The following is a 26,482-nucleotide window of genomic DNA, read 5'->3' as shown; positions in this document are numbered from 1 at the left end:
GACAGGGCAAACGGTTGCACTATATACTGAACTCGCTCATATACTGGTTTCGTTAAAACAACGATCTCATTTTCCGAGAGGGGTACGCAATCATGGTTTACAACCGATTATTTGACGTAGATAGCTGGAAGCTGACAACACACACTCTACATAGCACACACATGCGATTACAGGAAAGCATAACGTCCATAGGCAACGGTTATATGGGCATGCGCGGCAATTTTGAAGAAGCTTATTCAGGTGATCATCATCAGGGAACGTATATCTCCGGTGTATGGTTCCCCGACAAAACAAAGGTCGGCTGGTGGAAAAACGGCTATCCTGAATATTTTGGTAAGGTCATCAATGCCATGAACTTCATCGGCATCCGTCTGATCATAAACCAAGAGGAAGTAGACTTATTTACGGCACACATCAGCGATTTTGTGCAGGAGTTGGACATGAAACAGGGGATCCTGCGACGCACCTGCACCGTGAACGATCAGGTTCGTATCACTACGGAGCGTTTTCTGAGCATTACCACTCGTGAGCTATGCCTGATCGATTACCAAGCAACGAATATAAGCGAGCAGCCTCTAACCATAGAGCTTGTCCCTTATTTGGACGGCAATACGAAGAATGAAGACACGAACTATGACGAGGTTTTTTGGTTGGAGGAGGCCCGAGAGGTTCAAGAACAATTCATCAGCCTGTCCACAACAACTATAGATAATCCCTTCGGTATTCCGCGTTTTACCGTAAACGCTACCATGGGTATTGTGACCAAGGGACAGGATCTGCAGACGACGGAAGAGAGCTTTTTGTACGCTGCACGCCACTATCAATACAGCGTCGCTCCGGGCGACAGTATCCAGCTGCAAAAAATTGTGGCGGTTACCACCTCACGGGATATGGAAAAGGATGCACTGATTCCACAAGCTGAACGCATCGCTGTGGAGGCTGTGAACAAAGGCTACACCTCCCTCAAGCAGGAGCATGTCGCAGCTTGGGCTCGACGTTGGGACAAAGCAGATGTAGAAATCGAGGGAGATACAGAGGCCCAGCAGGGAATACGCTTTAATATTTTTCAACTGTTCTCTACGTACTACGGCGAAGATGCCCGTCTGAACATTGGTCCCAAGGGCTTTACAGGTGAAAAATATGGCGGTGCCACCTATTGGGATACAGAAGCATATGCCGTGCCTATGTACCTGGCGCTTGCAGACCCGGACGTAACGCGAAATCTGCTGCTGTACCGTCACCAACAACTAGAGGGTGCCAAGCATAACGCAGCCCAGCAAGGGCTACGGGGTGCACTATACCCTATGGTCACTTTTACAGGTGTGGAGTGCCATAACGAATGGGAGATTACCTTTGAGGAAATCCACCGTAACGGGGCCATTGCATATGCCATTTACAATTACACCAACTATACGGGGGACTCCTCCTACCTTCATCAGTACGGCATAGATGTACTGGTTGAAATTAGCCGCTTCTGGGCCGACCGGGTTCACTTTTCCAAAAGCCAGCAGCAGTATATGATCCACGGGGTTACCGGGCCGAACGAATACGAAAATAACGTCAATAACAACTGGTATACCAACACGCTGGCTGCATGGGTTTTGAAATATACCTTATCGGTCTTGCCTCAAATTTCAGCAGAAAAATCGATGCATCTAGCGGTTACGGCTGATGAGCTTGCCCATTGGCAGGATATCATCACTCACATGTATTATCCCTATGATGAGGAGCGGGAAGTCTTCGTACAGCACGATACCTTTATGGATAAGGATTTGCAGCCTGTATCCTCCCTTGATCCCAGCAACCTTCCATTAAATCAGAAATGGTCATGGGATAAAATCCTTCGTTCCTGCTTCATTAAGCAGGCAGATGTGCTGCAAGGGCTGTATTTCTTTGGAGACCAGTTCACGCTGGAGGAAAAAGCGCGCAATTTTGCATTTTACGAGCCAATGACTGTTCATGAATCCAGTCTGTCCCCGTCCATTCATGCCGTGCTGGCTGCCGAACTCAAAATGGAAGAAAAGGCAGTCGAGATGTATAAGCGGACGGCCCGTCTGGATCTGGATAACTACAATAACGATACCGAAGACGGACTTCATATCACTTCCATGACAGGAAGCTGGCTGGCGATTGTACAGGGATTTGCCGGGATGAGAACGTATCGTGAAACATTAAGCTTCTCCCCCTTCCTGCCTCAAGGCTGGAACAAATATACGTTTAAAATCAACTATCGCGGTCGCTTGTTAAGTATTCTCGTACAGGAAAATGAAGTGATCATTACCCTGTTGGACGGAGAACCGCTGACGCTGGAGCTGTATGGAGAGCCAACGCACATTACCAGTGGACAGTCGTTAATGACAAACAGCGTTTCATAAATCGGGCAGACAGGGGGGAAACCAAATGAAAGCAGTCATTTTTGATCTGGACGGAGTCATTACAGATACCGCCGAATATCATTTTCAGGCATGGGGCAGCTTGGCGGCAGCGCTTAGCATCCCTTTTGATCGGGAATTTAATGAACAGTTAAAAGGAATCAGCCGTACGGAATCGCTCGACAAAATACTGGCGCGCGGTAACCTGTCCGATACGTTTTCAGAAGAAGGCAAGCAAGAACTGGCCACACGGAAAAATACGGAGTATCAGCGGCTCATCTCAGCTGTAACTCCCTCGGACATTCTTCCAGGCATTAAAGCGCTTCTGACAGAGCTTCGTGAAGCCCGAATCGGCATCGCGCTGGCCTCTGCAAGCAAAAATGCAGCGTTTATCCTGGAGCGACTGGAGCTAGCGTACTATTTTGACAGTGTGGTGGATGTTACCGCCATTCGGCATGGCAAACCTGACCCGGAAATTTTCCTCACCGGAGCCGCAAATCTGGGCGTTCAGCCTGCCGACTGTATCGGTATAGAGGACGCACAGGCTGGCATACAGGCGATCAAGGGCGCCGGGATGTTCGCGGTCGGTGTAGGAACACCTTCGCAAATGCAAGGTGCGGATATCGTGGTAGCCACTACTGCCGAGCTTTCTCTGAGCATGTTGGAGGCACATTTCTACGAGTTCAAAAAGTGACCTTCACTCGGAGTAGTTTATATGGCGTTATCTTAGGGATAGAGCACCCTCGCCTCATATGTATGACCAACGACGGACACCACTGGTGTTCGTTTTTGTTTACATGTACTCAAAAAAACTCCCTCTGTCTCTCGCGTCTTCAGCTCCTCCATCGTCGAACACGTTGAATTACCATTCCATGAATATCTATCACCATTTTACACATATTACATGTATGTCGTTGATTTAAGCTTTTGAAGGAGGACGAGTCATGGCAAGATCACTCGAGGCGAAATTGGACCATCTAAAAAAGACCCTGGGCCATCTTCCCGATGTCGTCTTCAAAAAAATGAACGTGGGACAAACGGGAATTCATGTAGTGATGGTTTATCTCTCCGGTATTGCGAATACGGGCATAATTAATGAACAAATCGTTAAGCCACTCATTTTGACTGGAATCCGTGAAAACCACTCCCAAGTTAATCTGGAGAAAATAAAGGAGGAACTGATACAGCAGACGGCATTTACGATCGGTACGAAAGAAGGGGCAGACCTTGAGACATGTGTAATTGAAGTGTTATCGGGAAATACTTGTCTGCTGATCGAAGGAACCGATGAAGTTTTTTTTGCTTCTACGGGCCAGTTTCCTTCGCGAAGTGTCGATGAACCGAGCACCGAAACTTTGGTGAGAGGGCCGAGAGAAGGTTTTATTGAAGATTTGGAAAGCAACTTGGCAATGGTAAGGCGGCATATCAAAGATCTAAGTTTCAAAATAGATAAAATGACCATAGGAAGGAGATCTTCACGGAAATTGGCGATCTTGTACATATCAGATATCGCAAATCCAGAGCTAGTTCAGGAAGTTAAACGAAGAGTCGAAACGATTGATGTGGACGATGCTTCCGATACCGGGATTATTGAGCAATGGATTGAGGAACATTCATGGTCTCCGTTCCCACAGATTCAAGCCTCTGAACGCTCGGATAAAGCTATAAATGCTTTAATGTCCGGAAGAGTTGTCATTATGCTTGATGGCACTCCTTTTGTCCTGATTGCTCCCATGACCTTCTGGATGCTGGCTCAATCCCCAGAGGATTATTACGAGCGTTTTCCTTTAGGAACATTTTTTCGTATGCTTCGTTTAATGGCTCTGTTCATTGCAACATTCCTGCCTTCGCTGTACGTTGCACTTATTTCTTTCCATCCTGGATTAATCCCGCCTGAGCTGGTGATGTCTATCGTTGCCTCAAGGGAAGGAATTCCTTTTCCCGTTTTTGTGGAAGCTCTAATTATGGAGTTATCATTGGAAATATTACGCGAGGCAAGTCTGCGGCTACCTAAAGGCATAGGACAAGTCATCGGTATTGTAGGCGGTCTTGTGATTGGACAAGCAGCGGTCGAGGCGGCGGTCGTAAGTGCTTTTCTGATTATTGTCGTTGGTCTTACGGCCATCGCGTCCTTTGCAAGCCCGCAGTACAGCGGCAGTATTGGAATACGGCTTCTTCGTTTTCCCATTATGATGATTGCAGGGATTTATGGGCTGTATGGCGTGATTTTAGCCTTTATTTGCTTAGGCGTACACATGGTCCAGATCAAAAGCTTTGGAGTTCCTTACATGTCACCCCTAGCCCCAATTCGGCTAAGAGATCAACAAGATACTTTTATTCGGGCTCCTTTTAAATACCTCAAAAAGCGTCCTATGATGCTAAAGACACAGGATGAAACACAATCTAACAGGAAAAGGAAGTAAGCCAATGATCTCTTACATCTTTCTGTTTCGTCGAACCCTACGGGTGCAAAAATGCGTCGCCGTATGGATCGCATGTGCTCTCCTCACTGGTTGTTGGGACAGCAGAGAGATCGATAACTTGAGTATCATTCAAGGCGTCGCCATTGATACAGATGAGCAGGAAATGCTGGAGCTTACCTACCAGCATTTAATAGCGCAGAAATCCAGAAAAAATATGTATAGCAACGTAACAACCTTTAACAAAAGTTCCATTCAATCTGCTTCAAGGGAACAGGCCAAGCTGGTATCCCGTGCTCCTTTATATAGTTTTATTCGCTTGATTTTGATTAGTGACCAAGCTATACAAAAAACAAGAATCGACCAATTGTTAGATACGTTTACCCGCTCCTATAAACCGAGTCGAAAATCACTTGTTATGATCGTTAAGGGCAGTGCGAAAGAAGCGCTCAATAAGATCGGCAAACATAAAGAGATACCTTCCATTGACCTTGAAGCATTGGCTAAAAATAGCGATTTCAACTCCAAAATACCCTATAGAATAACATTAGGGGAAATTTCTACACATATTTCACAAGGATCTGACTTCGTCATTCAATGCCTAGAAACCAATGAAGGCAACCACTTCTCAGGCGCAGCTTTGGTCAGCGGCAAAACGAAGAAATTTGCTTATTGGCTAGACGAAGAGGATGTTAACGGGATCAACTGGATGCTGGGAAAAACGAAGGGTTCAATTATTAGAACTGAAGGCCCAAAATCGGAACAATCCATGGTGTTTGAAGTCGAAGATGTCCATACAAAACTTATCCCCCACCTCAACGGGCAGGATCTCTCATTCACAGTTCGTATTAAAGCAGATATCAAACTAAACGAAAGCTCGGATAATTCTGTAGACTTCCTGAAGGAATCATTCATCCAAACCGCTAAAGAAGCGGCGCAAGATGAAATCAGACAAACAGTATCCCTATCGTTAAACACGCTCCAGAAAGAAATGAGAGCAGATGTAGTCGGTTTTGGCACAAAAGTAAAAGTGAACTATCCCAATTACTGGGATCGGGTAAAGGAAAATTGGCAAGATACATTCAGTCAAATACCGATCGATGTTCAAGCTAAAGTACAGATCGAACGAACAGGTGCTTATACAAAAGGAGAGGGAGCGTAATGTCCAACATACCTTCCATGAAACAGGAAAAAATATCTACTCTGCAAGCCTTATTTACCGTCACTTCGACCGTGTATGCTGTGGGTATTGTCAGTTTACCAAGAACCATTGCGGAGCAGACAAAAACGCCCGACGTGTGGCAGGGACTTTTGCTGGCAAGTCTGCTTGGGATAGGCGTCATTTTTATCCATGTTAAATTGTGTCAACGATTTCCAGGGAAGACGTTCTATGAGTTCAATCCTGTGATCGCAGGTAAATTCATCGGTCAACTCATCAATATCGCATTTATTGTATATTGCACGATGATCTGCTCGCTTGTATGCAGAATGATGGCGGAATTCCTCAAAGGCCTTGCATTGGAGAGAACGCCAATAGGCATGATTATTTTTCCGTTTCTTCTGCTTATAGGGTATTTGACTTGGGGCGGTCTCCATGCGATGGTTCGATTGGTCGAGCTTTTTTTTCCTTTAACCCTTATTGTTTTTTTATTGTTGATCGTTTTCAATATCAATCATTTTGACATCGATAATTTGCGCCCTGTTTTTCATAAAGGATGGGGCCCGATCTTCCAATCTCTTAAAGTTGTACCTTTTTCGGCAATGGGTTTTGAATCGGTTCTCATATTAACAAATGTTATGGCCAATCCACAAAAGGCGTGGAAGGCTGGCTGGATCGGCTACTCGATTGCAATGGGTTTGTATCTCTTGATGGTAACGATGGTCGTTGGCTGTATGTCAGTTGAAGAAGTTTCCCGATTGCAATGGCCGGTCGTTTCTTTTGCACAGCAAATAGAATTCCCCGGCGCGTTCCTGGAACGATTTGAAATATTATTTATCATTTTGTGGACGATCAAAATCTTCATGACCGCCTCAAACTATTATTTCTATATTGTTGCCGGGATCAGCCAGCTCACCCAAAAGTGGAATAGGTACATCTGTTATCTCCCGTTAATTTTATTATTTTCCCTGAGCATGTATCCCCAAAGTTTTATTGAAATAGGCAATTTCGATAAAATAACAGGTTACTTTGGCATTATTATATGCGCAGCAGTCCCCTTGGTACTTCTTGTCATCTCCATGGTCTTCCGCCGAGTGGAGAATCTGGATGGGAAACAGTAGAGGATAGCCCCCATTCTTGCCCGATGACTCAAGTCCCCTTACGTTATAGAGTAAGGGGACTTTTTGCTTTATCCAGCGGATATCTTCGAAATTTTCCAACTCTCCCTCCACTCAATTTATATTCGTGAACTGATATAATGGAAGAGTTAAGCTACTACCTGATCAACTATTCTCTCTTAGGAGACTAATCATATGAAACCAACCTATCTTATGAATGATATACAGTGGCAACAGCTTATTCAAAACGTGGCTGATCATTTTAATGATGTAACGATCAAACGAGGCTTTCAATATTTTAAGCAGGGAAAGGTAAAAGAATTCGCAATGCCTGATGCCGACCATATCGCAGCTGTCGTAGATGGAAGCGAGCTATACGAGGTGGATCTTCACTTGAGTGCTTTTGCTGCCAGCAGATGTACATGCCCTGTCCACACCAACTGCAAGCATATGATCGCCGTACTACTGAATTACGCGAATGAACAGGAACGTTCTGTACATGCTTTAGTGAACGCTCATTCGGCGGGATTCACCCGATTGGCGGCAAAAGCTGACACGCGTACCACACCTCCTTCCCGGTCGAATCTTTCACCGGATCACAAGGAAGCAACAAGAAACGCTCTCAGTAAAACAGCAAGCAAGATACCAGACATGCCCATTTCAGAGTGGCATGATCTGTTCGATCAGTGTATCGCCCTTAACCGTGTGAACACACAAAATTCCCAATATGTCCAAAGCGCTTTAGCCTCGATCTATGCTGTGAAGCCACCGCTTTCACCCGGCATGCAACAGCTATACGGACTGCATGCTCATCTGCGTGTGCTGGAAAAGCTGGTGCCTCAGTCTCCCATGCCGGGCTATCCCTCTCATACCTATATGGGGTATTACACGCAAATCGCCGCCGATGAGCTTAAAGAAGCTATCGAGCGTGATTTTGAAAGCCCGCTGGAGCTGACCGATGAACCGATGCAAGAAGCCCGTATCGCAGAAACCTTAGCCTATTTGCGCCGAAAAATGCTGACAGAATCGCGTAACGGTACTTATTTTTCAGACACGTATTATCAGTTTTGGCTGAACTGGGTGCATCCCGAAAGACAGGACTCCAGCATATATACGGAGGAATTACAGCATTTACAGGTGGCTGAGGAGGATCTCGGCACAACTTTAGCACGGCTTCCATGGATGTTGGCTCGTAGCTGGATGCATATTTACCAATCGCAGGATAATGAAGCTTGGGTACTTCTTCAGGAAGCGGAACGAGCTTTTCCACTAAAAATCTCTTCCAACCAATTGCTTTTGTTCTTACAGGCGTTGCGCAAAGCCGAGGATTGGGCACGTCTCAAGGACGGACTGCAGCATATCGGTCCCCTGCTTCACAGTCATCGGGATGACCATTTACAGGATTATATGCATGATTGGGATGTGGTTTTGCAGCACCTTCCAGAAGCGGAGCAGGACATGTGGGACACGCTGGTGGGTATGCTTCCATTTGCCGGAGGAATGTATGAAGAGGCGCTGCTTGCCCACGAAAAATGGCGGTCATGGATCGACTATCAGCTAAGCATACGCAGTGAACCATTGAGTTTTCGAGTGAGCGTGTTACAGCCCATTGAAAAGAACGCGCCTGAGTTACTACTCCCCTTTTACCATCAAGCGGTAGAACGTTATGTGCTAGAAAAAAACAGAGCCAGCTATAAAGCAGCAGTCAAGCTGTTAAAGCGACTGTTCAAGCTGTACAAGAAAATGAAGCAAGAATCACGCTGGGAGCTGTTCTTCACGACCTTCACCAGCCGTCATAGCCGCCTGCGGGCGCTACAAGAGGAATTGCGGAAAGGGAAATTGTTATCATGAGTCAATATACCGAAACGATTACCGTGCATATCCAATTAACTACCTATGGAGACGCGCTGATCTATGGCGATTCCTCCATGAACTATAGCATTTCCGGCCAAATCCTGAAGCAGCGTTTGTTTGCTTGGCATGAGGCTTCGTTTTATGGCACCGAGCTGGAGATTCAACATGTTCAAGACACGGATATTATCCTGCTGCCTTCGGAGCAGGTGATTCCTTTTCTGGCAGAGCGCGAGCTTCTAAAGCATATCGAATGGATCTGGGACGAGGCCCATGCCCCGTGGCTTCGGCTGATCCCTTTACTTGCTCACTGTATTGAAGCGAAAGCATATGTGCCCAGCTTCACGGCATTCCAGGCAGGGAAGCTGCAATGGATGTGGGATGCGGAAGCACAGGAAAACATCCAACCGGCAGAGCTTGCTTTGCTAGACAGCTTGGAGAAGGACGAGCAGGATGGGCTGATAGCGGCGTTCTCGGCTGCCGTATTTCAGCGCTGGTACGGCACTGAAGCGGAAGCCGCCGATTTGCGAAGAGAATATCCAATTCTCTTCGCTCCCAATCGCCCGGCGGCGGGTCTAGACGCGCGGGCCTGGCTCATCGCCATCGGCTGGAAAGCCGATACCGCGCCATTTCGGCCGCTTCTGCAACTGCTGGAGCCAGAGCTGGAGGACGATGAACCGTCCTGGCAGCTCAAGCTTGTGTTGCAGGACAAGCAAGACCCAGCGTTGCTGGTGTCTGTACAGCTCGCCGATGATGGGTACGCATCCGGCTCATGGCCCGATGCCTGGACAGCACATGTCCGTGAGCGCTCAGCCGGGTGGCTAGAACGCTTGACCTCGATTTTGCCTGCCGGGCAGCGTGCCGGAAGCCGCGATGACGTGCTGAATCACCCGCTCTCCGACGAAGCAGCGTGGCAATTCCTGACGACCGACAGCCAGCGTCTGCTGGAAAGCGGTTGGCAGGTGCTGCTCCCGGCTTGGTGGGAGGCAGCTACCCGCAAGAAGCCGAAGCTGCGGGCCAAGGTACGCCCGGGCGAAGGGGCGGGAGAGCGCACGAAGGGCAGCTCGCTGTTCGGACTGGACTCGATTGTCCAGTTCGATTGGCGTGTTGCCATTGGCGACGCCGATCTGAGCGAGTCGGAATTCGCCGAGCTCGTCGCTCGCAACGAGCGCTTGGTGCGCTTCCGCGGGCAATGGATCGCGCTCGACCCCGCGTTGCTGGCGCAGATCCGCCGGGCCATGGCCGGGATCGACAGTGCTCAGGGTTTGTCCTTCCAGGACATCCTACAGCTACATCTGCTCGGCAACGCCGACGAGCCTGAAGGCGACGCCTCGGGCGAGCAGCCGGAAGATGCGGCACGCTTCCGACTGGAAGTCGAGCTGAATGCCCATCTGCTGAAGCTGATCAGCCAGCTCGGACGGCAGTCGGAATGGCCTGCATTGGACGTGCCGGACGGGCTGCAAGCCGAGCTGCGGACGTATCAGCGGGACGGGTATACATGGCTTGCCTTTTTACGGCGTTTTGGACTGGGTGCCTGTCTCGCCGATGACATGGGACTCGGTAAAACAGTGCAGTTTATTACTTATTTACTGCACCTACAGGATATTGCCGCCGAGACGGGCGTCCGTTCCAGCTCGCTGCTGATTTGCCCGACTTCGGTGCTGGGCAACTGGCAGAAGGAACTCAGCCGCTTCGCCCCTTCATTAAAGGTGATGCTGCACTATGGAAGCAAGCGGGAGCAGGGAGACTTGTTCCGCGAAGAAGTCGAGCAGGCCGATGTCATCCTGACCTCCTTCGCTACGGCAACCCTGGATCAAGAGCTGCTACAAAGCATGACTTGGGATTCAGTCTGCCTGGATGAAGCGCAAAACATTAAAAATGCGCAAACCAAGCAATCCACAGCCGTGCGCAGCTTTCCTGCACGTCATCGGATCGCGTTGACCGGGACACCTATTGAAAATCGGTTGTCCGAGCTATGGTCCATTTATGATTTTATCAATCCAGGTTATCTGGGCAGCTCACGCGCCTTTAGCAATCGCTTCATTAATGCTATTGAGAAGGAACATAACGAGCAGCGCACGTTAGATTTGCAAAAGCTGGTTCAGCCCTTCATGCTGCGGCGCAAGAAGAAGGACCCTGCTATACAGCTTGATTTGCCTGACAAGAATGAGATGAAAACGTACATTCATCTGACCTCTGAGCAGGGCGCGCTCTATGACCAGATTGTCAAAGAGTTGATGGAACGGATGCAGAAGCTGGAAGGGATTGAACGGAAAGGAGCCATTTTATCCGCCCTTACCCAGTTGAAGCAGCTTTGTGACCATCCTGCCCTCTTAACCAAGGAGGCACTCCCGAATGCCGCGGATTCCGGTTATAGTCAGTCCGATCTTGAAGCGGTCATTAGCCGTTCATCCAAGCTGGAGCGCATTCTGGCTATGGTCAAGGAACTGCGGGAGGAGGGCGAGCGCTGCCTTATTTTTACACAGTATATTGGTATGGGGCAGATGCTCCAGCGGGTACTCGCTCAGGAGCTGCAAGAGCCCGTGCTTTATCTGAACGGCAGCACATCCAAAACGGCCCGTGACCGAATGATTGATCAATTCCAATCTCACACGCTCCCCCCTGCCGAGCAACCGTCCGTGTTTATTTTGTCGCTCAAAGCCGGGGGGGTGGGTCTGAATCTGACGGCCGCCAACCACGTCTTTCACTTTGATCGCTGGTGGAATCCAGCTGTTGAAAATCAGGCCACAGACCGAGCCTACCGGATGGGACAAACGAAGGATGTACAGGTGCACAAATTTATCTCGTTGGGCACGCTGGAGGAACGCATTGATGAAATGCTGGAAAGCAAGCAGCAGCTTAGCGACCAGATCATAACCAGTACCGAGGGCTGGATTACTGAGCTGTCTACAGACGCGTTAAAAGACCTCTTTACGCTACGGCGCGATTGGGCATGATGAGGTCCCGAATCGAACGATAATGTACATGGAGTGTCATTTTGAGTTCGGTATATACCTATTTATAAGAAGTCGTAGTTTATAACACAATCCAAAACTCCTTTGTGTGCATTTACTATCTCATCACAACAAAGGAGTTGATTTTTAGTGGCCATTCGTCCTCCACAAACATTGAAATCTACGGGCAGAAAGGTTCCTGTTACGAGATATCGCAATGTGAGCCCTACACAAACTCTACGCCGATTTACAGTTATCTGGGCTAACACAAACGGTGTTCCTTTTAACACAACCGGATTCTTTGCTATACTCCGGCGTCTAGATGGAAGCTTTGTCCAAGCTGCAGGCTTCGATGGTTTTGGTACTGCGCGATTTAACAATGTTCGCACACCTACGAACCAGCCTTATATTCTGCGTACTTTTAGAGATGATGGAGTATTATTCCGCGTTAGATCCGTACCTGCTGGCGTATCCTCGTTTGTCGTTATTGGTTAAGTTCGTACCGAACGCAGCCTAGACGTAGTTAACAAAAAAAGCAGCCAGCAACAGAGCTTATCTGTACTGGCTGCTTTTTTATATGGCCTACCTATTCGGAATCTTCTTCCACTATTGCATTTTTCGTAACGGCCGTATTGTACACCGTTTTGAGCCAGTTTTCACTCGACCAGTTCAGCTTACCTGCACCTGCTCCATCCTTGGCCTGCAATTGAGCAACCAGATTGGCAGGATCTTCGGCTGTATAGCTGTATGGCAACGTTGTGAACCCATTCCAAGAGAAGTCCTTGGTCTTGGCAGGATAAGGGGCTAACGGGCTATTCGCATCGTCACTGCCTCCTCTGAATACGGTACCGTTGTTCGAAAAGATAACGTCCTCGGCTTTGATTTTACCTGTGTAATCCGCTTTGTTAGGATCTTTTTGATTATTACGCACTGGAGAAAATACATCAATTAAATACGATTTTTCTAGCAACACCGCGCCGTTTTCTGTTGAAATTGCACCATTACCCACGACATCAAAATGGTATCCTTTTGCAGCAATTGCTTTAGCCATATCAGAAGTAATTCTTTTTTTGGCTCTGGCCAATCCGGCATCGTCCATAACGATGTTATATGCATGAGCATTACCACCACGCAGACGAGGCATGCGATCCTGAATATCCAGATAGTAATTATGATGCAGCGTCACCTCCAGGTCTGCATTGTCGGAAGCCATTTCCGTAGCACCGATTAGATGAGCCTTCTTTTGTCCTGCTGCAATATCAATGATATCTTCTTTACTCATGCCTACTGCACTGCTTCTCAGATACGCGTACATAGGATAGGAAGACTTGTCTGCTTCCATCGCGTTGACTTGTTGGGTTACCCAGCTGTTGGAGCTGCGGTCATCTCCTTTGAACAAAGACCAGGAAATCGTAACTCCGTTACTACCTTTTTTCACATCTACCAAACCATCATAGGCTTTGTTAAATGTACAGTGATCGATCCATACCTTGGAACTTGTACCTTCGATGGTAACATAATCCCAGTCATTCTTATCATAGTTCCCTTTGGTTGCTTCATCCCACTCCCAAAGCTCATCAAATTCGAGGTTACGGAAAATCAAATTAGAGCTTCTTTTGATGACAAAGCCAGCATGTTTGATTTTCGCACCATTGGCAGAGAAAATCGTAACCCCATTCATATTTTCGATATAGACTTTGCTCACACCTGTCTTTTTCAGAACAGGATGCGTCTGTACAGGATTGTTGGCACTAAAAGGCATTACTTTGGCAGCACTAGGAATTTCATTCCAACCGAGATCAAGATCGTTCATAATCTCAATCACTTTGACTTTGCTGCCTTTCTTCAGTGCTTCGTTGAGATCTACAGCATTGTATACCTTTTTGTAGTTGGCATCTGTATCCGCAATGTTGCCACCACCTGTATTACCATACGAAAAGCCAGTCAAATTATAGTTATTTTTGGAGGTTACATCAGGGTCCACCCCAGGAGTCGGTTGTTCTGTACCTGGTGTCGGATTCACAGGCGGTGTTCCTGGATCTACCTCAGAAGAAGCACCGGATACCATCACATTATCGAATTGGGCAGCTGCTTTGGAGGTTACCAATCCAATGGCTCCAGCAGTGAGGCTGGTGTCTGTTGCGGACAGTTCCAGTTGATCATTGACATACATTTTGATTTCCGAACCGGATAGTTCCAGCTTGACTCTGTACCATGTATTCGTGTCTAGTTTGTATTTTTTATTCGTAGCCAGTGTCTTCATAGAGCCTTTGACTTTTTTCCGAATCTCAAGAGCTCCGTCTTTCTTGTTATACAACGAAGCTGCATAGAAGTTGTTGGAATCTGTGTATCTACCTGCAACGTAGACTCGATTGGAGCCATTAAAATCATTTACATATACATCTGCTTGCACGCTATAGTTCGTCCATGAGGCGTTACCTTTGACGGAATGGCTTTCGCTTCGAGTAGATTGTTGGTATGTAGATCCATTCGCGTCCTTGACCACAGACCAGTTCCCCGATCCTGCGGTCCAGCCTTGAGCTTCCCCTTGTTCAAAATCATCACTTATCTGTAAATTCCCATCCGCATGTGCATGACCCAGCAACGGTAATGATAAAGACAGTACCAACGTACTGCTTAACATTACACTTGCACATTTTTTTAAAAAACTCGACTTCATATAACAGTCTCCTTCTCGATTAGATTCATGAATACTAAAGCAAAGGTTGCACCGTTTATCGGACATGACATGCCCAACGGTATATAACGTACTGATGAAGGGAATAATATTCCAACACCAATGAGGGCCCTAAGCGCTATACTCCAATAATTATAGACACTTAAATAAATATTAAAATATGTCTAATTACTTATCTTTTGTCTTAATTTCTCTATTAATTTTGCATCCTTTTTCGTGAACACACCAACTGCTGTTTCATAAAATCACAAAAAACGATATTTTTTTATTTTTGAATAAGACATACGGTTGTCATATTGGGAATGGTACATATAAAGGGGTGAGTATCATCCATATCATTTAAAGGAGCGATGAGATGTCCAGTTACGAATACGCCTCCAAATCAGAGTTAAAGGAAGCCATTCATGCCTCCTACTTACGATTTGACGGTGAGTTCCAGGAGATCGACGAGAGCCAAAAGGATATTCGTATCCCTGAAGTAGATAAAACACCTGCAGAAATGATCGCCTACCAGCTCGGATGGCTTCATCTTGTCATGACATGGGACAGGGACGAACGGGAAGGAAAAACCGTGATCATGCCCGCCCCCAATTATAAGTGGAATAGACTAGGTGAACTATATCAATCATTTTACAAGACCTACTCCCACCAATCTTTACGTGAATTACGCGATATGTTCAAGTTGGCTGAGCAAAAGTGGCTGGATTGGATCGACACACTTAGTCATGAAGAGCTCTTCACTCAGGGCGTTCACGACTGGACAGGGACTAATCCGAAATGGCCCATGGCAAGATGGATTCACATCAACTCGGTGGCACCGTTTAAAACATTCAGAGCCAAGATACGGAAATGGAAGAAATACAAAGTTCAACAGTGATGAAAAAAAGTGTGCATTGTGCTACAATACTTGAGTTGTATCGGGATACATTTAGGGAAGGGTAAGTGAAACGCCATGCTTATTATTGGTATTGCCGGCGGTACAGGTTCCGGTAAATCGACGGTAGCACGCGCCGTCGTTGAGCGTCTGGGATCTAATAAAGTGACTTTCATATCTCAAGATAACTATTATAAAGACCATTCACATCTGAGTTATGATGAACGTGCTTTGGTCAATTATGATCATCCGTTTGCCTTTGACAACGAATTGCTTATTGAGCATCTCCAATGTCTGAAAAAAGGACAAGCGACACAAGCGCCAGTGTATGACTTTACGGTTCATGCACGCTCCACGGACGAGACGGTAGAGCTTCTGCCAAATCACATCGTTATGTTGGAAGGTCTGCACGTACTGTCAGACGAAAAGCTCCGCAGCTTGCTTGACATCAAAGTATTTGTGGATACTGACCCTGATGTGCGCATTCTCCGTCGGGTTCTTCGCGATATTGAGGAACGCGGCCGCACCATCCATTCGATCCACGATCACTATTTGACTACGGTTAAGCCGATGCATGAGGCATTTATTGAGCCTTCCAAGAAATACGCTGACCTGATCCTTCCTGAGGGAGGACACAATGAGGTTGGTATTCAACTGCTGTCTATTTTGACTGAAAAATATTTGGCGGGAGATCGGACATGGGGTACTGTATAAGGTAATCCCGGTTATTTAGGCTGTCGAGATTTTCTCGGCTGCCTTTTTTGTTGTTTTATATGCCATTTGGACTAAATTTTTTTGGAATCCCCGTGTAGTTTATGTTAGCATGTAAAGATTAAATGCTTTAGATTTAAGTTAAGTTGGAAGCGTTGTCAAATATGTGCCTCAGATGATATGACGTCCACGTGATGGAGGTCTTTTTTGAATTAGGATTTTTGCAAAATCCTCGAATAGGTATAATTACGGAGAGTGCTGCCATGAATGAGCTATGCAACATTTTGATTGTGGATGATGAGATATTGGTACGGCAGGGGATCAAACACCACTTGTCGTGGGAACAGTATGGATTTCGAATTGTAGGTGAAGCTTCTAACGGTAAAGAAGCATTGGAGCTAATTGAAACCTTGCGCCCTCATATAGTCATTACAGATATCGTAATGCCGATCATGGATGGCGAGGAGCTGACGCGCATAGTCAGACAGAACTATCCAGATATCGAAGTCATTGTACTTAGCAGTTACGGCGAGTTTAATTACGTGCGATCCACCTTTCAGCAAGGGGTTGCTGACTATATTTTAAAGCCCAAGCTAGACACGGATGAGCTGCTCCAGGTGCTCCAGAGAACCGCTCGCAAAATTCCATCCATTCAATATCAGGCAGATGCAGGGAATAGTCAAATTACGATAGATCATGTGATCGAAAAGCTGATCTCCGGGTATAGCATGGACTATGACGCCGAGCTGCTGAAGCAAGCATTTCCTTATGCCCGTTTTGCACTCATAGGTATAGAACAGCTGGCACAGCAGGATAAAGGGCGCTCCATCTCTGCCTCGGACCTATTTTCCAAGCTTACGGATCGAGTATCCTCTGCCTGTGAGTACATCGTACTGCGACAACTGCCATCTGATGTCTATGCGGCTGTGTTTTTAGCCAATCTTGATCCACGGGAAGTGAACGCCTGGATGGCTACGGTTAGGGAAGTTGCTCAGGAGACAAAGCGAGTCGATCCACAAACAGGCTGGGCAGTTAGCCATTTATTTGATGACTTCAATCAGATTAGTGACGTCTATCAGGATGAACTGCCAAAACTGCTGAGTTACCGCTTTTATTTCCCAGAAACAGCGCTGCTAATAGAAGACGAACTCCCTCCGCCTGTACAGGTGAACAGCTCGTTCAACTTAAAACAGTTTACAGAAGAGATGAAGCGGGAGCATTTTGATACAGCTTTTCAGGATTTGAGATCCTATGTAGCCGCCATGTCCGGTAACTATACCTCTACCGCTTTTGAATTCAAATCGCTTCTCGGAAATATCGTGTTCAACATTACGATTTTGCTCGGGAATCAGGGGTATGATATGAAGGAGCTGGATGCGGCGAAATATTCCTATTTCAAAACAATTAATGATGCCCCTCATGTACATGAAGCCGTGCGCCTTCTGGAGACTTTTTTGGAGGAAGCGAACAGACAGATCATGGCTAAAACACAGCAAGGAAGTAGTGCAAGCATGAAAAAACTGCTGGAGTATATTGAGGAGCATCATGCTGAAACGCTCAATTTGACGACACTTGGACAATATTTTCACTTTAACCCTTCCTACTTGTCCAGTTATTTTACGGCACACCATACAGAAGGTTTTAGCGAGTATCTCAACAAAATTAGGGTTGAAAAAGCCGCGGAGTTACTACGGTCGGGGACGATGTCCATTTCGGATATTAGCAGCACGGTAGGCTATTCGGACCCCAGCTATTTTACCAAAGTGTTCAAAAAAGTGAAGGGTTGCTCGCCCAGTCAGTACCGCCGGGAGCATCTCTATTAGAGAGTAAGCCACATCTGCCAGTAGAAAAGAGATTGAATATGAAAAGATATATCCATAAGATCAAATATCAAGGTCTGTTCTTCAAAATCTTTATTGTTATGGTGGTCAGCATCACTGCGGTGTCCTTGCTGACCTCTTTGGTGACGATTCGGATGTCTGAACGACTTTTTGCTGAGACATTCAGTATTACAAATGCCAAGGTACTCAGCCAGATTCAATCCAGCTTTGAATCCTTCAATGATTCTATCGTGAATGCCGTAACCCATGCTTCGGAAAATGGAACGGTCAAGAACTATCTGACTGGCGGTCAATCTGACTCGATTAACTCGGCGAGGATTTACTTCGGAATGGCACAGCAAATGAAGCAAATTAAATCGAACGTCGATGCCTATGATGTCGGTGTCGCTGTAACAGGTCTGAATGGCCGGAGCTTTTACTCCGACTCGTCCTATTGGCCTGTAACTGCGGAAGAGCTTAAAAGCAGTGCTATTACAGCCCGAAGTGTAGCACGACCGGCACAGCTTATGTATCAATTGGATACTGAATTGTTGCAGCAACAAATGAATAGTACCCCGCAAAAGCCAACACCCTATATCATCGCCTCCAAACCATTTATGGAGCGGACCAGCGGCACCCTGTACGGCATGATCTACATCGCTATCCGAGAGCCTGAATTTCGCCGTTTCTACAACAATTTCACGAGCAACGGGAATGATGTGCTTATTTTGGACAAGTCGGGACTGATTGTATCGAGTAATCGCCAGGATCTGATCGGACAACGCTCCAGTGAGCTGCTAGGCTATGCCACAAAAATCAATGAACAGGGACTTAACTACATGAATGCGGATGTGATGAATAAGGAGAGTATCCTCCTTTCTAACTATATCCCTTCATTTGATTTTTATCTGGTGAACATGATTGACAGACAAGCCGCCATTGGGCAAATTATAGACGTTAAATCCGTTGTATGGATCTGCATTGCCATCGTACTGATTGCTTTGGTGATCGTTTTTCTGATATCCCGTCGACTGATTCGTTCGCTGACTCGACTGGTGAAGCAAATGTCGACCATACGCGAGAAGAATTTTGATAATTATATCCCGGTAACGGGCAGCTATGAGGTTAGACAATTAAGTCATGCTTACAACTACATGCTGGATGAACTAAATGACTATATCCGTAAGCTTTTAGAGACGCAAAAGGGTCAACGGAACGCAGAGCTTGCTGCACTACAACGGCAGATCAATCCGCATTTTCTGTACAATACACTGGCTTCGATCAAAATGCTGGTGCTCAAAGGAAACAAGGAAACAGCCGCCGAGACGATCAATGCACTCATTTCCTTACTGCAAAATACAATCAGCAATGTGAGTGAAACGATCACCATCGAGCAGGAAATGGCCAACATGCAAAATTATGTGTTCATTAACCATGTACGCTACGGGCAGCGGGTACAAGTGAATTATTTTGTATCACCCGATTGTCTGGAGTACCATGTACCCAAGCTCATCATTCAGCCTTTTATCGAAAACTCTTTTTTCCATGCGTTTAATGAAAAAAATGTAGGCCACATCTATATATTGGTGTCCAAAACGGAGGATACATTGATCTGTGAGGTAGTCGATGATGGAGACGGTATGGATTTGGACGGGCATACGGCGCAGGACGGACTGCCGAATCCCAAGAGCAAGCGCCAACTGTTCACAGGCATCGGCATCCAGAATGTGCACAACCGCATTACCCTTCTATATGGAGAAGAATACGGCGTGATCATCTCCAGTAAAAAAGGCGAGGGCACCAAAGTAAGAATGACCCTGCCATTGATCGTAAAACCCGCCCCTCCTACCCCATAAAAAATATAGGCTGAACTAAACAAAGAAGGTGGAACAAGAACGGAGTGGGCGGAATGGTGCTGTACAAGCGTAGCGGTCGCCTTTGTATCCGGATTTCAACCTTATATAATTTGAATAAAGAAATCTGGATACAACAGCGATGGGAAGCACCATCCGGCCGCGCAGTGGCGCTTCGTGAACAACTTTAATTCAACCTAAAAAAAGTACCTAAACCAAAACAAAATACAAATGTAAGCGGTACCTTTTTTGATAAATCATAATAATAAGACCAATCCGTATAAAGATATTCCTAACGCCAACAAAGTATGGATGGTACACTAGATTTATAAATAAGGTAACCGCTTTCATTCAAGAGATTTAGAACTAGCAAGCAACATATAAAAAAAGAGTAGGGGTTGAACAAAATGAAAAAAATGACTTTCCTTCTGCTGATTGCAAGCTTGATCTTGCTATCCGCGTGCTCCAGCAATTCCGAGAAAGTAGCTACTACCACAGATTCAGGTAAAAAAGAAATCACCGTCTGGGCTTGGGACCCGAACTTTAATATCGCAGCTCTGAAGCTGGCAAAAGATCGCTACGTTGCCAAACATCCAGATGTAACCGTAAACATTGTTGAATATGCTCAAAACGATATCGTACAAAAAATGAATGCCGGTCTTAACTCTGGTTCTACCAAAGGACTGCCGAACGTGGTTCTGATTGAGGATTATCGGGCACAGAACTTCCTGCAAGCCTATCCCGATTCTTTCCATGATATGAGCAGCACGATCAAAGCATCCGACTTCGCTGATTATAAAATCGGACCGACTAGCTACAACGGCAAGCAATACGGTGTTCCATTCGACTCCGGTGTTATGGGACTGTATGTAAGAACGGATTATTTGGAACAAGCCGGCTACAAAGTAGCAGACCTGACCAATATTGATTGGGACAAATTTATTGAAATTGGTAAAGCCGTAAAACAAAAAACAGGCAAAGAAATGCTGACTCAAGATCCGAATGACCTCGGTCTGATCCGTGGTATGATCCAAGCCGCAGGTTCATGGTACCTGAAAGAAGACGGTAAAACACCAAACCTGGCTGGTAATCCAGCTCTGAAAGAAGCGCTCTTGACGTACAAATCCTTGTTCGACGCTAACATTGTTAAAATGAATGCCGACTGGAGTCAGTTCCTGGCCGCATTCAACAGCGGTGCAGTTGCTTCCGTACCTACAGGTAACTGGATTACACCTTCGATCAAAGCAGAAGCTTCGCAATCGGGTAAATGGGCCGTTGTTCCTTTCCCTAAGCTGAAAAATATACCTGAATCCGTGAATGCTTCCAGCCTCGGTGGCAGCTCCTGGTATGTTCTTAACTCGGACGGTCAAGATACCGCTGCTGATTTCCTGAAAGAGACATTCGGAACAGATCCAGAGCTGTATCAAGATATGCTGAGCAAAATTGGAATTGTTGGTTCATTGAACGCAGCTTCCAGTGGTAAAGCTTATGACGTAGAAGATCCGTACTTCGGTGGGGACAAAGTATACAAGAAATTTGCAGAATGGACTAAACAAGTTCCAAAAGTCAATTATGGCCTGCACACGTATGCCATTGAGGATATCATGACCGTTGAAATTCAAAACTATCTGAACGGAAAAGATGTAGACGCAGTTCTGAAAGATGCTCAAGGACAGGCGGAAGCACAGCTTAAATAAGACAGTCCATCTAGCCAAGGCTAAACAATAAAACGATAAGCACTTAAAACCTTGGGCTTGCGAGTTCAAGGTTTTATTGCTGCACAGGGAGTTGACATGGTATGAAGACAGCCGCGCCCAAAATAACTACAACACGTCTCAAAGCAGGTATGACAGGATGGTTGTTCATATCCATCGCAGTGATCATGATTGCCGCTTTTTATTTCTATCCGATGATTCAGGCGCTTATCTTGTCCTTTAAGACAGGTACAGGGTCTAATCTGAGCTTTAATGGCATTGATAACTACAAGCGATTGTTCACCGATAAAATGTTTATAACCGCCGTGAAGAATACGTTTATCTATTTGATTTTCCAAGTACCTTTGATGGTCATTCTGGCTCTGTTCATTTCGGTATTGTTGAATGATAAAAACCTGAAATTCAAGGGCTTTTTCCGCACAGCTATCTTCTTGCCGTGTATCACATCCCTTGTAGCATACTCGGTTGTCTTCAAGTACCTGTTCTCGTCCGACGGTCTGGTAAACTCCTTATTGCTGAATCTGCACGTGATTGGCACGCCCATCCAATGGATTACAGATCCTTTCTGGGCCAAGGTTACGATTATTATCGCGATCACATGGCGCTGGACTGGTTATAATATGATCTTTTACCTGTCCGGTCTTCAGAACATCGACAATTCTATCTACGAAGCGGCCCGTATTGACGGAGCTTCCCCGATCCGACAGTTTTTCAGCATTACGGTTCCACTGCTTAAGCCGATTATCCTGTTCACTTCGATTACATCAACGATTGGTACACTTCAACTCTTCGATGAAATTATGAATATTACCAAGGGTGGGCCAGGGAACGCAACATCTTCAATTTCGCAATATATTTACAACCTGTCCTTCAAATATTCATCCGACTTTGGTTATGCGGCGACCGTATCTTATTCCATCGTCATTATGATCATTATCTTGTCGATTATCCAGTTCAAAGTGGCAGGTGAGAAAAAATGATGAAAACAAAAAGAGCATTTACGTACGCCTTTCTGATCATTGTGTCGTTCGTTTCGATTTTCCCGTTCCTCTGGATGATATCCAGCTCCACGAACCTGTCGGTCGATGTGACCAAAGGCAAGCTTCTGCCTGGCTCCCATCTGATGGATAACATGCACAATTTGCTTGAAAAAGTAGACATCGTTACCGCACTAAGTAACTCTGCAAAAGTCTCTATCTCAACTACGCTGCTGGCTATGCTAATCGCATCACTGGCCGGTTATGGCTTTGAAATTTACAGAAGTAAAGCGAAAGACGTTGTCTTCAATATCCTGCTGATGTCTATGATGATTCCGTTTGCGGCGATCATGATCCCGCTCTACCGGATGTTCGGCAGCATTTCTAATGTCATACCGTGGATCGGTATTGATACACTCTCTTCTGTCGTCATTCCGACCGTAACTACGGCGTTCCTGATCTTCTTTTTCCGTCAAAGCACCAAGATGTTTCCAAAGGATCTACTGGAAGCAGGTCGTATGGATGGATTATCCGAGCTGGGTCTGTTCTTCCGGGTGTATATGCCTACGATGAAAACAACCTATGCCGCTGCCGCGATCATCACATTCATGTCCAGCTGGAACAACTACCTCTGGCCTCTGATTGTGCTGCAAACGCCGGAGAATCAAACGATTCCGCTGTTGATCTCGAACCTCGGCTCCAGCTATGCACCGGATTACGGTGTCATCATGATCGCCATTGTCCTGTCCACACTACCGACTGCACTGGTATTCTTCCTGATGCAGAAACACTTTGTAGCGGGCATGGTGGGTTCGGTAAAATAACAGATTTCTGTGTATGTTCTTCATTTCATTTTAAAAATAAGGAGTGTTCGCCTTGACCATCCATACCCCTAGTCTGGACTGGCTGACCGACGTAACCAAATTTGCTGTACATCGGCTGCCCGCCTATTCCGATCACAAATATTACGCTACGCTTCAGGAAGCGGAGCTGCAAGCTGATATGGCTTGGCGCCATAGCCTGAATGGGAGCTGGAAGTTTAACTATGCAACCAATCCAGCCAGCCGTCCGGTAGAGTTCTATGCTCCTGGCTTTGAGTATGGCGGCTGGAGCGATATTCAGGTGCCGGGTCACATTCAGACGCAAGGCTTTGGCCAAATGCAGTACGTGAATACGATGTATCCGTGGGACGGACATTCGGACGTTCGCCCACCCCATATTCCGAAGGATCACAACCCGGTCGGGAGCTATATCAAAAGCTTTGTTTTGCCGGAAAATATGGCTTCCGACGCGCAGCCTGTGTTCATTTCCTTCCAAGGCGTCGAGTCGGCTTTCTATGTATGGTTGAACGGACAATTTGTCGGTTACAGCGAGGACAGCTTTACACCGTCTGATTTTGAACTGACACCGTTCTTGCAAACAGGCGAAAACAAGCTGGCAGTAGAGGTATATCAAAGAAGTACGGGAGCGTGGCTAGAGGATCAAGACTTTTGGCGTTTTTCCGGTATTTTCAGAGACGTATATCTCTATACCATCCCTACGGTTCACGTACGTGACCTGCATGCCAAGGCAGATCTAGATGCTTCCTACACGCAGGGTCTTCTGGAACTGAAATTGACCTTGGAAAAGCCGGCAACGGCCTATGCAACTGTCGATGTGAAAGATGCTGCCGGCCATGTTGTAGCTTCTTTAAAAGCTGACTTTACTGATGGCACAGCTTCGCTGTCAGTAACCTTGGAGCAAGTACAGCGCTGGAGCGCAGAAAAACCTTATTTATACACGTTGTTCATACAAATTTATGATGCCAGTGGATCGCTCGTGGAAGTCATTCCACAAAAAATGGGCTTCCGTAAATTTGAGCTGATCAACAAGGTCATGCATTTGAACGGCAAACGCATCGTCTTTAAAGGTGTGAACCGCCATGAATTTAACGCTCGCACCGGACGTGCGATTTCTCGTGAAGATATGCTGTGGGATATCCGGACGCTCAAGCAGAACAATATGAACGCTGTTCGCACCTCTCATTATCCAAATCAGACTCTTTGGTATGAGCTATGCGATGAGTACGGAGTCTATGTAATTGATGAAATGAACTTGGAAACACACGGTTCCTGGCAAAAACTCGGCGCCGTCGAGCCCTCGTGGAATATTCCCGCTAATCTGCCTGAATGGCAGGATATCGTCATGGATCGCGCCATTTCCATGCTGGAACGGGACAAAAACCATGCATCCATTCTAATCTGGTCCTGCGGCAATGAGTCGTATGCAGGTGAAGTGCTGCGCAATGTCGCCAACTATTTCCGAGCCACCGACCCGAGCCGTTTGGTGCACTACGAAGGCGTGTTTCACAACCGTACGTACGATGATACCAGCGATATGGAGAGCCGGATGTACGCCAAACCCGCAGATATCGAGCAATATCTGAACGACAATCCGCAAAAGCCGTATATCAGTTGCGAATACATGCATGCAATGGGTAATTCCGTAGGCGGCATGCACAAGTATACAGAGCTGGAGAACAAATATGAGCTGTATCAGGGCGGTTTTATTTGGGATTATATTGATCAGGCTGTTATGAAAAAAGATCGCTACGGACGCGAGTACCTCGCGATCGGCGGCGACTTTGACGACCGTGCTACAGACTATGGCTTCTGTACGGACGGAATTGTCTATGCAGACCGGAAGGTTTCGCCGAAGATGCAGGAGGTCAAATTCCTGTATCAAAATCTGAAGCTCACCCCGGATCGCAGCGGTGTAACCCTGCGCAATGAAAACCTGTTCGAGGGAACAGGCGACTATGAGTTAGTATATAGCCTGCTGCATGAAGGCCAAGAAATCGCACGTAATGCCATTCATGTAGATGTAGCGGCTCAGACCGAAGCCTATATTCCACTAACGTTCCCTAATACGGATGGAAAGCCTGGTGAGTACGTTATTCACACCGCTCTGGTTTTGAAGGAAGCGACGCTCTGGGCTGAGGCTGGACACGAAGTGGCCTTTGGACAGCATATTTTCATCGTGGAAGATCCAAATCCACTGAAAATCCCTTCGGGTGGCGCCTTACGAGTGGTGCATGGCGATGTTAACATTGGCGTTCACGGTGCAGATTTCAGTATGATGTTCTCCAAAGGGGCAGGTAGCCTGACTTCACTTCGCTACGCCGGACGTGAGATGATCGCCATCCCTCCTGCCCCATTGTTCTGGCGGGCGACCACAGACAATGATCGGGGAACCGCACTAGGCTTTGAAGCCGCTGGCTGGTTCGCTGCAAGTCTGACACGTAAATGTGTGGGCATCGAGGTTACGGAAGAACAAACAGACCATGTAACCGTTACATTCCGCTACACGCTGAGCATCCATGCAGACGTACAGGTAACGGTAGCCTACACCGTCTTGGCGGATGGCAGTCTGAACGTAAAATCGACCTATGAAGGTGTATCAGGGCTACCTAACCTGCCGATCTTTGCCCTTTCGTTCAAGGTTCCGGCGGACTATCGCCATCTGGACTGGTACGCGATGGGACCGGAAGAGAATTACATCGACCGTGCCTTTGGCGCAAGACTCGGCGTATTCCACAACGAAGCTGCGGATAACGTATCCGGGTATGTTGTACCGCAGGAATCCGGCAACCGTACAGGCGTGCGCCGTGTCGATATTACCGACGATTCTCAGCGAGGTATACGCATTACTGCACCTGCTACCGCACCGGTGGAATGCAATATTTCGCCGTATACAGCGTTTGAGCTGGAAAGTGCATACCATCTGTATGAGCTGCCCAACGTGTATTACACCGTTGTCACCGTAGCTGGCAAGCAAATGGGTGTAGGCGGCGACGACAGCTGGGGAGCTCCCGTACATGAAGAATACCAAATTAAAGCCGATCAAAAGCTGGAGTTTGAGTTTACTGTGCAACGGGTATAAATAAGCACGCTCACTGTATGACAAGTAGATGTAACAAAA

Annotated in this window: 18 protein-coding genes; 17 read left to right on the top strand and 1 reads right to left on the bottom strand. The window is 46.6% G+C overall.

Features of this window, described 5'->3' with window-relative positions:
- Positions 1-92: 92 nt before the first annotated feature.
- The 8 genes from ACWGXJ_RS01245 to ACWGXJ_RS01210 all read left to right on the top strand — a co-directional run bounded on the left by ACWGXJ_RS01245 (position 93) and on the right by ACWGXJ_RS01210 (position 12,369).
- The gene (locus ACWGXJ_RS01245) at positions 93-2,375 is read left to right on the top strand and encodes a family 65 glycosyl hydrolase domain-containing protein (protein ID WP_440723322.1); all 2,283 of its coding nucleotides are present in this window, start codon (positions 93-95) and stop codon (positions 2,373-2,375) included.
- Positions 2,376-2,400: 25 nt separating this feature from the next.
- On the top strand, positions 2,401-3,066 hold the full coding sequence (gene pgmB, locus ACWGXJ_RS01240) for a beta-phosphoglucomutase (RefSeq protein ID WP_025722091.1): 666 nt from the start codon (positions 2,401-2,403) through the stop codon (positions 3,064-3,066).
- Positions 3,067-3,316: 250 nt separating this feature from the next.
- On the top strand, positions 3,317-4,795 hold the full coding sequence (locus ACWGXJ_RS01235; RefSeq protein ID WP_452565982.1) for a spore germination protein: 1,479 nt from the start codon (positions 3,317-3,319) through the stop codon (positions 4,793-4,795).
- On the top strand, positions 4,764-5,954 hold the full coding sequence (locus ACWGXJ_RS01230) for a Ger(x)C family spore germination protein (RefSeq protein ID WP_452565981.1): 1,191 nt from the start codon (positions 4,764-4,766) through the stop codon (positions 5,952-5,954). Before ACWGXJ_RS01235 ends, ACWGXJ_RS01230 begins: the two co-directional genes overlap by 32 nt.
- Positions 5,954-7,072: a GerAB/ArcD/ProY family transporter gene (locus ACWGXJ_RS01225; protein ID WP_069290839.1), complete on the top strand. Its 1,119-nt coding sequence runs from the start codon at positions 5,954-5,956 to the stop codon at positions 7,070-7,072. The genes ACWGXJ_RS01230 and ACWGXJ_RS01225 overlap by 1 nt, the downstream gene beginning before the upstream one ends.
- Positions 7,073-7,264: 192 nt before the next feature.
- On the top strand, positions 7,265-8,920 hold the full coding sequence (locus ACWGXJ_RS01220; protein WP_452565980.1) for an SWIM zinc finger family protein: 1,656 nt from the start codon (positions 7,265-7,267) through the stop codon (positions 8,918-8,920).
- Positions 8,917-11,877, top strand: a complete 2,961-nt coding sequence (locus tag ACWGXJ_RS01215) for a DEAD/DEAH box helicase (protein WP_452565979.1) — start codon at positions 8,917-8,919, stop codon at positions 11,875-11,877. Before ACWGXJ_RS01220 ends, ACWGXJ_RS01215 begins: the two co-directional genes overlap by 4 nt.
- Before the next feature lie 147 nt (positions 11,878-12,024).
- On the top strand, positions 12,025-12,369 hold the full coding sequence (locus tag ACWGXJ_RS01210; RefSeq protein ID WP_061830247.1) for a hypothetical protein: 345 nt from the start codon (positions 12,025-12,027) through the stop codon (positions 12,367-12,369).
- A 91-nt stretch (positions 12,370-12,460) separates the two neighbouring features.
- Here ACWGXJ_RS01210 and ACWGXJ_RS01205 read toward each other — a convergent pair whose 3' ends face one another.
- The gene (locus ACWGXJ_RS01205; RefSeq protein ID WP_452565978.1) at positions 12,461-14,554 is read right to left on the bottom strand and encodes a pectate lyase family protein; all 2,094 of its coding nucleotides are present in this window, start codon (positions 14,552-14,554) and stop codon (positions 12,461-12,463) included.
- 373 nt (positions 14,555-14,927) lie between these two features.
- Between ACWGXJ_RS01205 and ACWGXJ_RS01200 the strand changes: the two genes are divergently transcribed.
- From ACWGXJ_RS01200 to ACWGXJ_RS01160, 9 genes are all read left to right on the top strand, one after another.
- Positions 14,928-15,449 (top strand): ClbS/DfsB family four-helix bundle protein, encoded by a 522-nt coding sequence (locus tag ACWGXJ_RS01200; RefSeq protein WP_250267194.1) that lies wholly within the window; start codon positions 14,928-14,930, stop codon positions 15,447-15,449.
- Positions 15,450-15,524: 75 nt separating this feature from the next.
- Positions 15,525-16,160 (top strand): uridine kinase, encoded by a 636-nt coding sequence (udk, locus tag ACWGXJ_RS01195; protein WP_013308305.1) that lies wholly within the window; start codon positions 15,525-15,527, stop codon positions 16,158-16,160.
- A gap of 260 nt (positions 16,161-16,420) precedes the next feature.
- Positions 16,421-17,980: a response regulator transcription factor gene (locus tag ACWGXJ_RS01190; protein ID WP_452565977.1), complete on the top strand. Its 1,560-nt coding sequence runs from the start codon at positions 16,421-16,423 to the stop codon at positions 17,978-17,980.
- 38 nt (positions 17,981-18,018) lie between these two features.
- Positions 18,019-19,833: a cache domain-containing sensor histidine kinase gene (locus ACWGXJ_RS01185; protein ID WP_452565976.1), complete on the top strand. Its 1,815-nt coding sequence runs from the start codon at positions 18,019-18,021 to the stop codon at positions 19,831-19,833.
- A gap of 44 nt (positions 19,834-19,877) precedes the next feature.
- Entirely contained in the window at positions 19,878-20,021 is a 144-nt protein-coding gene (locus ACWGXJ_RS01180; RefSeq protein ID WP_165179568.1) for a hypothetical protein, read from the top strand.
- Between the two features lie 216 nt (positions 20,022-20,237).
- Positions 20,238-21,527, top strand: coding sequence for an ABC transporter substrate-binding protein (locus ACWGXJ_RS01175; RefSeq protein WP_069290831.1), 1,290 nt, complete (start codon positions 20,238-20,240; stop codon positions 21,525-21,527).
- Between the two features lie 101 nt (positions 21,528-21,628).
- Positions 21,629-22,525: a carbohydrate ABC transporter permease gene (locus ACWGXJ_RS01170; protein WP_069081021.1), complete on the top strand. Its 897-nt coding sequence runs from the start codon at positions 21,629-21,631 to the stop codon at positions 22,523-22,525.
- The gene (locus ACWGXJ_RS01165) at positions 22,522-23,346 is read left to right on the top strand and encodes a carbohydrate ABC transporter permease (RefSeq protein WP_069290830.1); all 825 of its coding nucleotides are present in this window, start codon (positions 22,522-22,524) and stop codon (positions 23,344-23,346) included. Before ACWGXJ_RS01170 ends, ACWGXJ_RS01165 begins: the two co-directional genes overlap by 4 nt.
- Positions 23,347-23,398: 52 nt before the next feature.
- Positions 23,399-26,443, top strand: coding sequence for a glycoside hydrolase family 2 TIM barrel-domain containing protein (locus ACWGXJ_RS01160; protein WP_452565975.1), 3,045 nt, complete (start codon positions 23,399-23,401; stop codon positions 26,441-26,443).
- Positions 26,444-26,482 lie beyond the last annotated feature (39 nt).

The organism is Paenibacillus sp. S33, from assembly GCF_053615415.1.
The sequence above is the reverse complement of the archived record's forward strand: the minus strand, read 5'-3'. Positions and strand labels throughout refer to the sequence as shown.

Coding starts and splice junctions, on each gene's coding strand:
- ACWGXJ_RS01245 (WP_440723322.1), top strand. CDS start 93: ATGGTTTACAACCGATTATTTGACGTAGATAGCTGGAAGCTGACAACA.
- pgmB (WP_025722091.1), top strand. CDS start 2,401: ATGAAAGCAGTCATTTTTGATCTGGACGGAGTCATTACAGATACCGCC.
- ACWGXJ_RS01235 (WP_452565982.1), top strand. CDS start 3,317: ATGGCAAGATCACTCGAGGCGAAATTGGACCATCTAAAAAAGACCCTG.
- ACWGXJ_RS01230 (WP_452565981.1), top strand. CDS start 4,764: ATGAAACACAATCTAACAGGAAAAGGAAGTAAGCCAATGATCTCTTAC.
- ACWGXJ_RS01225 (WP_069290839.1), top strand. CDS start 5,954: ATGTCCAACATACCTTCCATGAAACAGGAAAAAATATCTACTCTGCAA.
- ACWGXJ_RS01220 (WP_452565980.1), top strand. CDS start 7,265: ATGAAACCAACCTATCTTATGAATGATATACAGTGGCAACAGCTTATT.
- ACWGXJ_RS01215 (WP_452565979.1), top strand. CDS start 8,917: ATGAGTCAATATACCGAAACGATTACCGTGCATATCCAATTAACTACC.
- ACWGXJ_RS01205 (WP_452565978.1), bottom strand. CDS start 14,554: ATGAAGTCGAGTTTTTTAAAAAAATGTGCAAGTGTAATGTTAAGCAGT.
- ACWGXJ_RS01200 (WP_250267194.1), top strand. CDS start 14,928: ATGTCCAGTTACGAATACGCCTCCAAATCAGAGTTAAAGGAAGCCATT.
- udk (WP_013308305.1), top strand. CDS start 15,525: ATGCTTATTATTGGTATTGCCGGCGGTACAGGTTCCGGTAAATCGACG.
- ACWGXJ_RS01190 (WP_452565977.1), top strand. CDS start 16,421: ATGAATGAGCTATGCAACATTTTGATTGTGGATGATGAGATATTGGTA.
- ACWGXJ_RS01185 (WP_452565976.1), top strand. CDS start 18,019: ATGAAAAGATATATCCATAAGATCAAATATCAAGGTCTGTTCTTCAAA.
- ACWGXJ_RS01175 (WP_069290831.1), top strand. CDS start 20,238: ATGAAAAAAATGACTTTCCTTCTGCTGATTGCAAGCTTGATCTTGCTA.
- ACWGXJ_RS01170 (WP_069081021.1), top strand. CDS start 21,629: ATGAAGACAGCCGCGCCCAAAATAACTACAACACGTCTCAAAGCAGGT.
- ACWGXJ_RS01165 (WP_069290830.1), top strand. CDS start 22,522: ATGATGAAAACAAAAAGAGCATTTACGTACGCCTTTCTGATCATTGTG.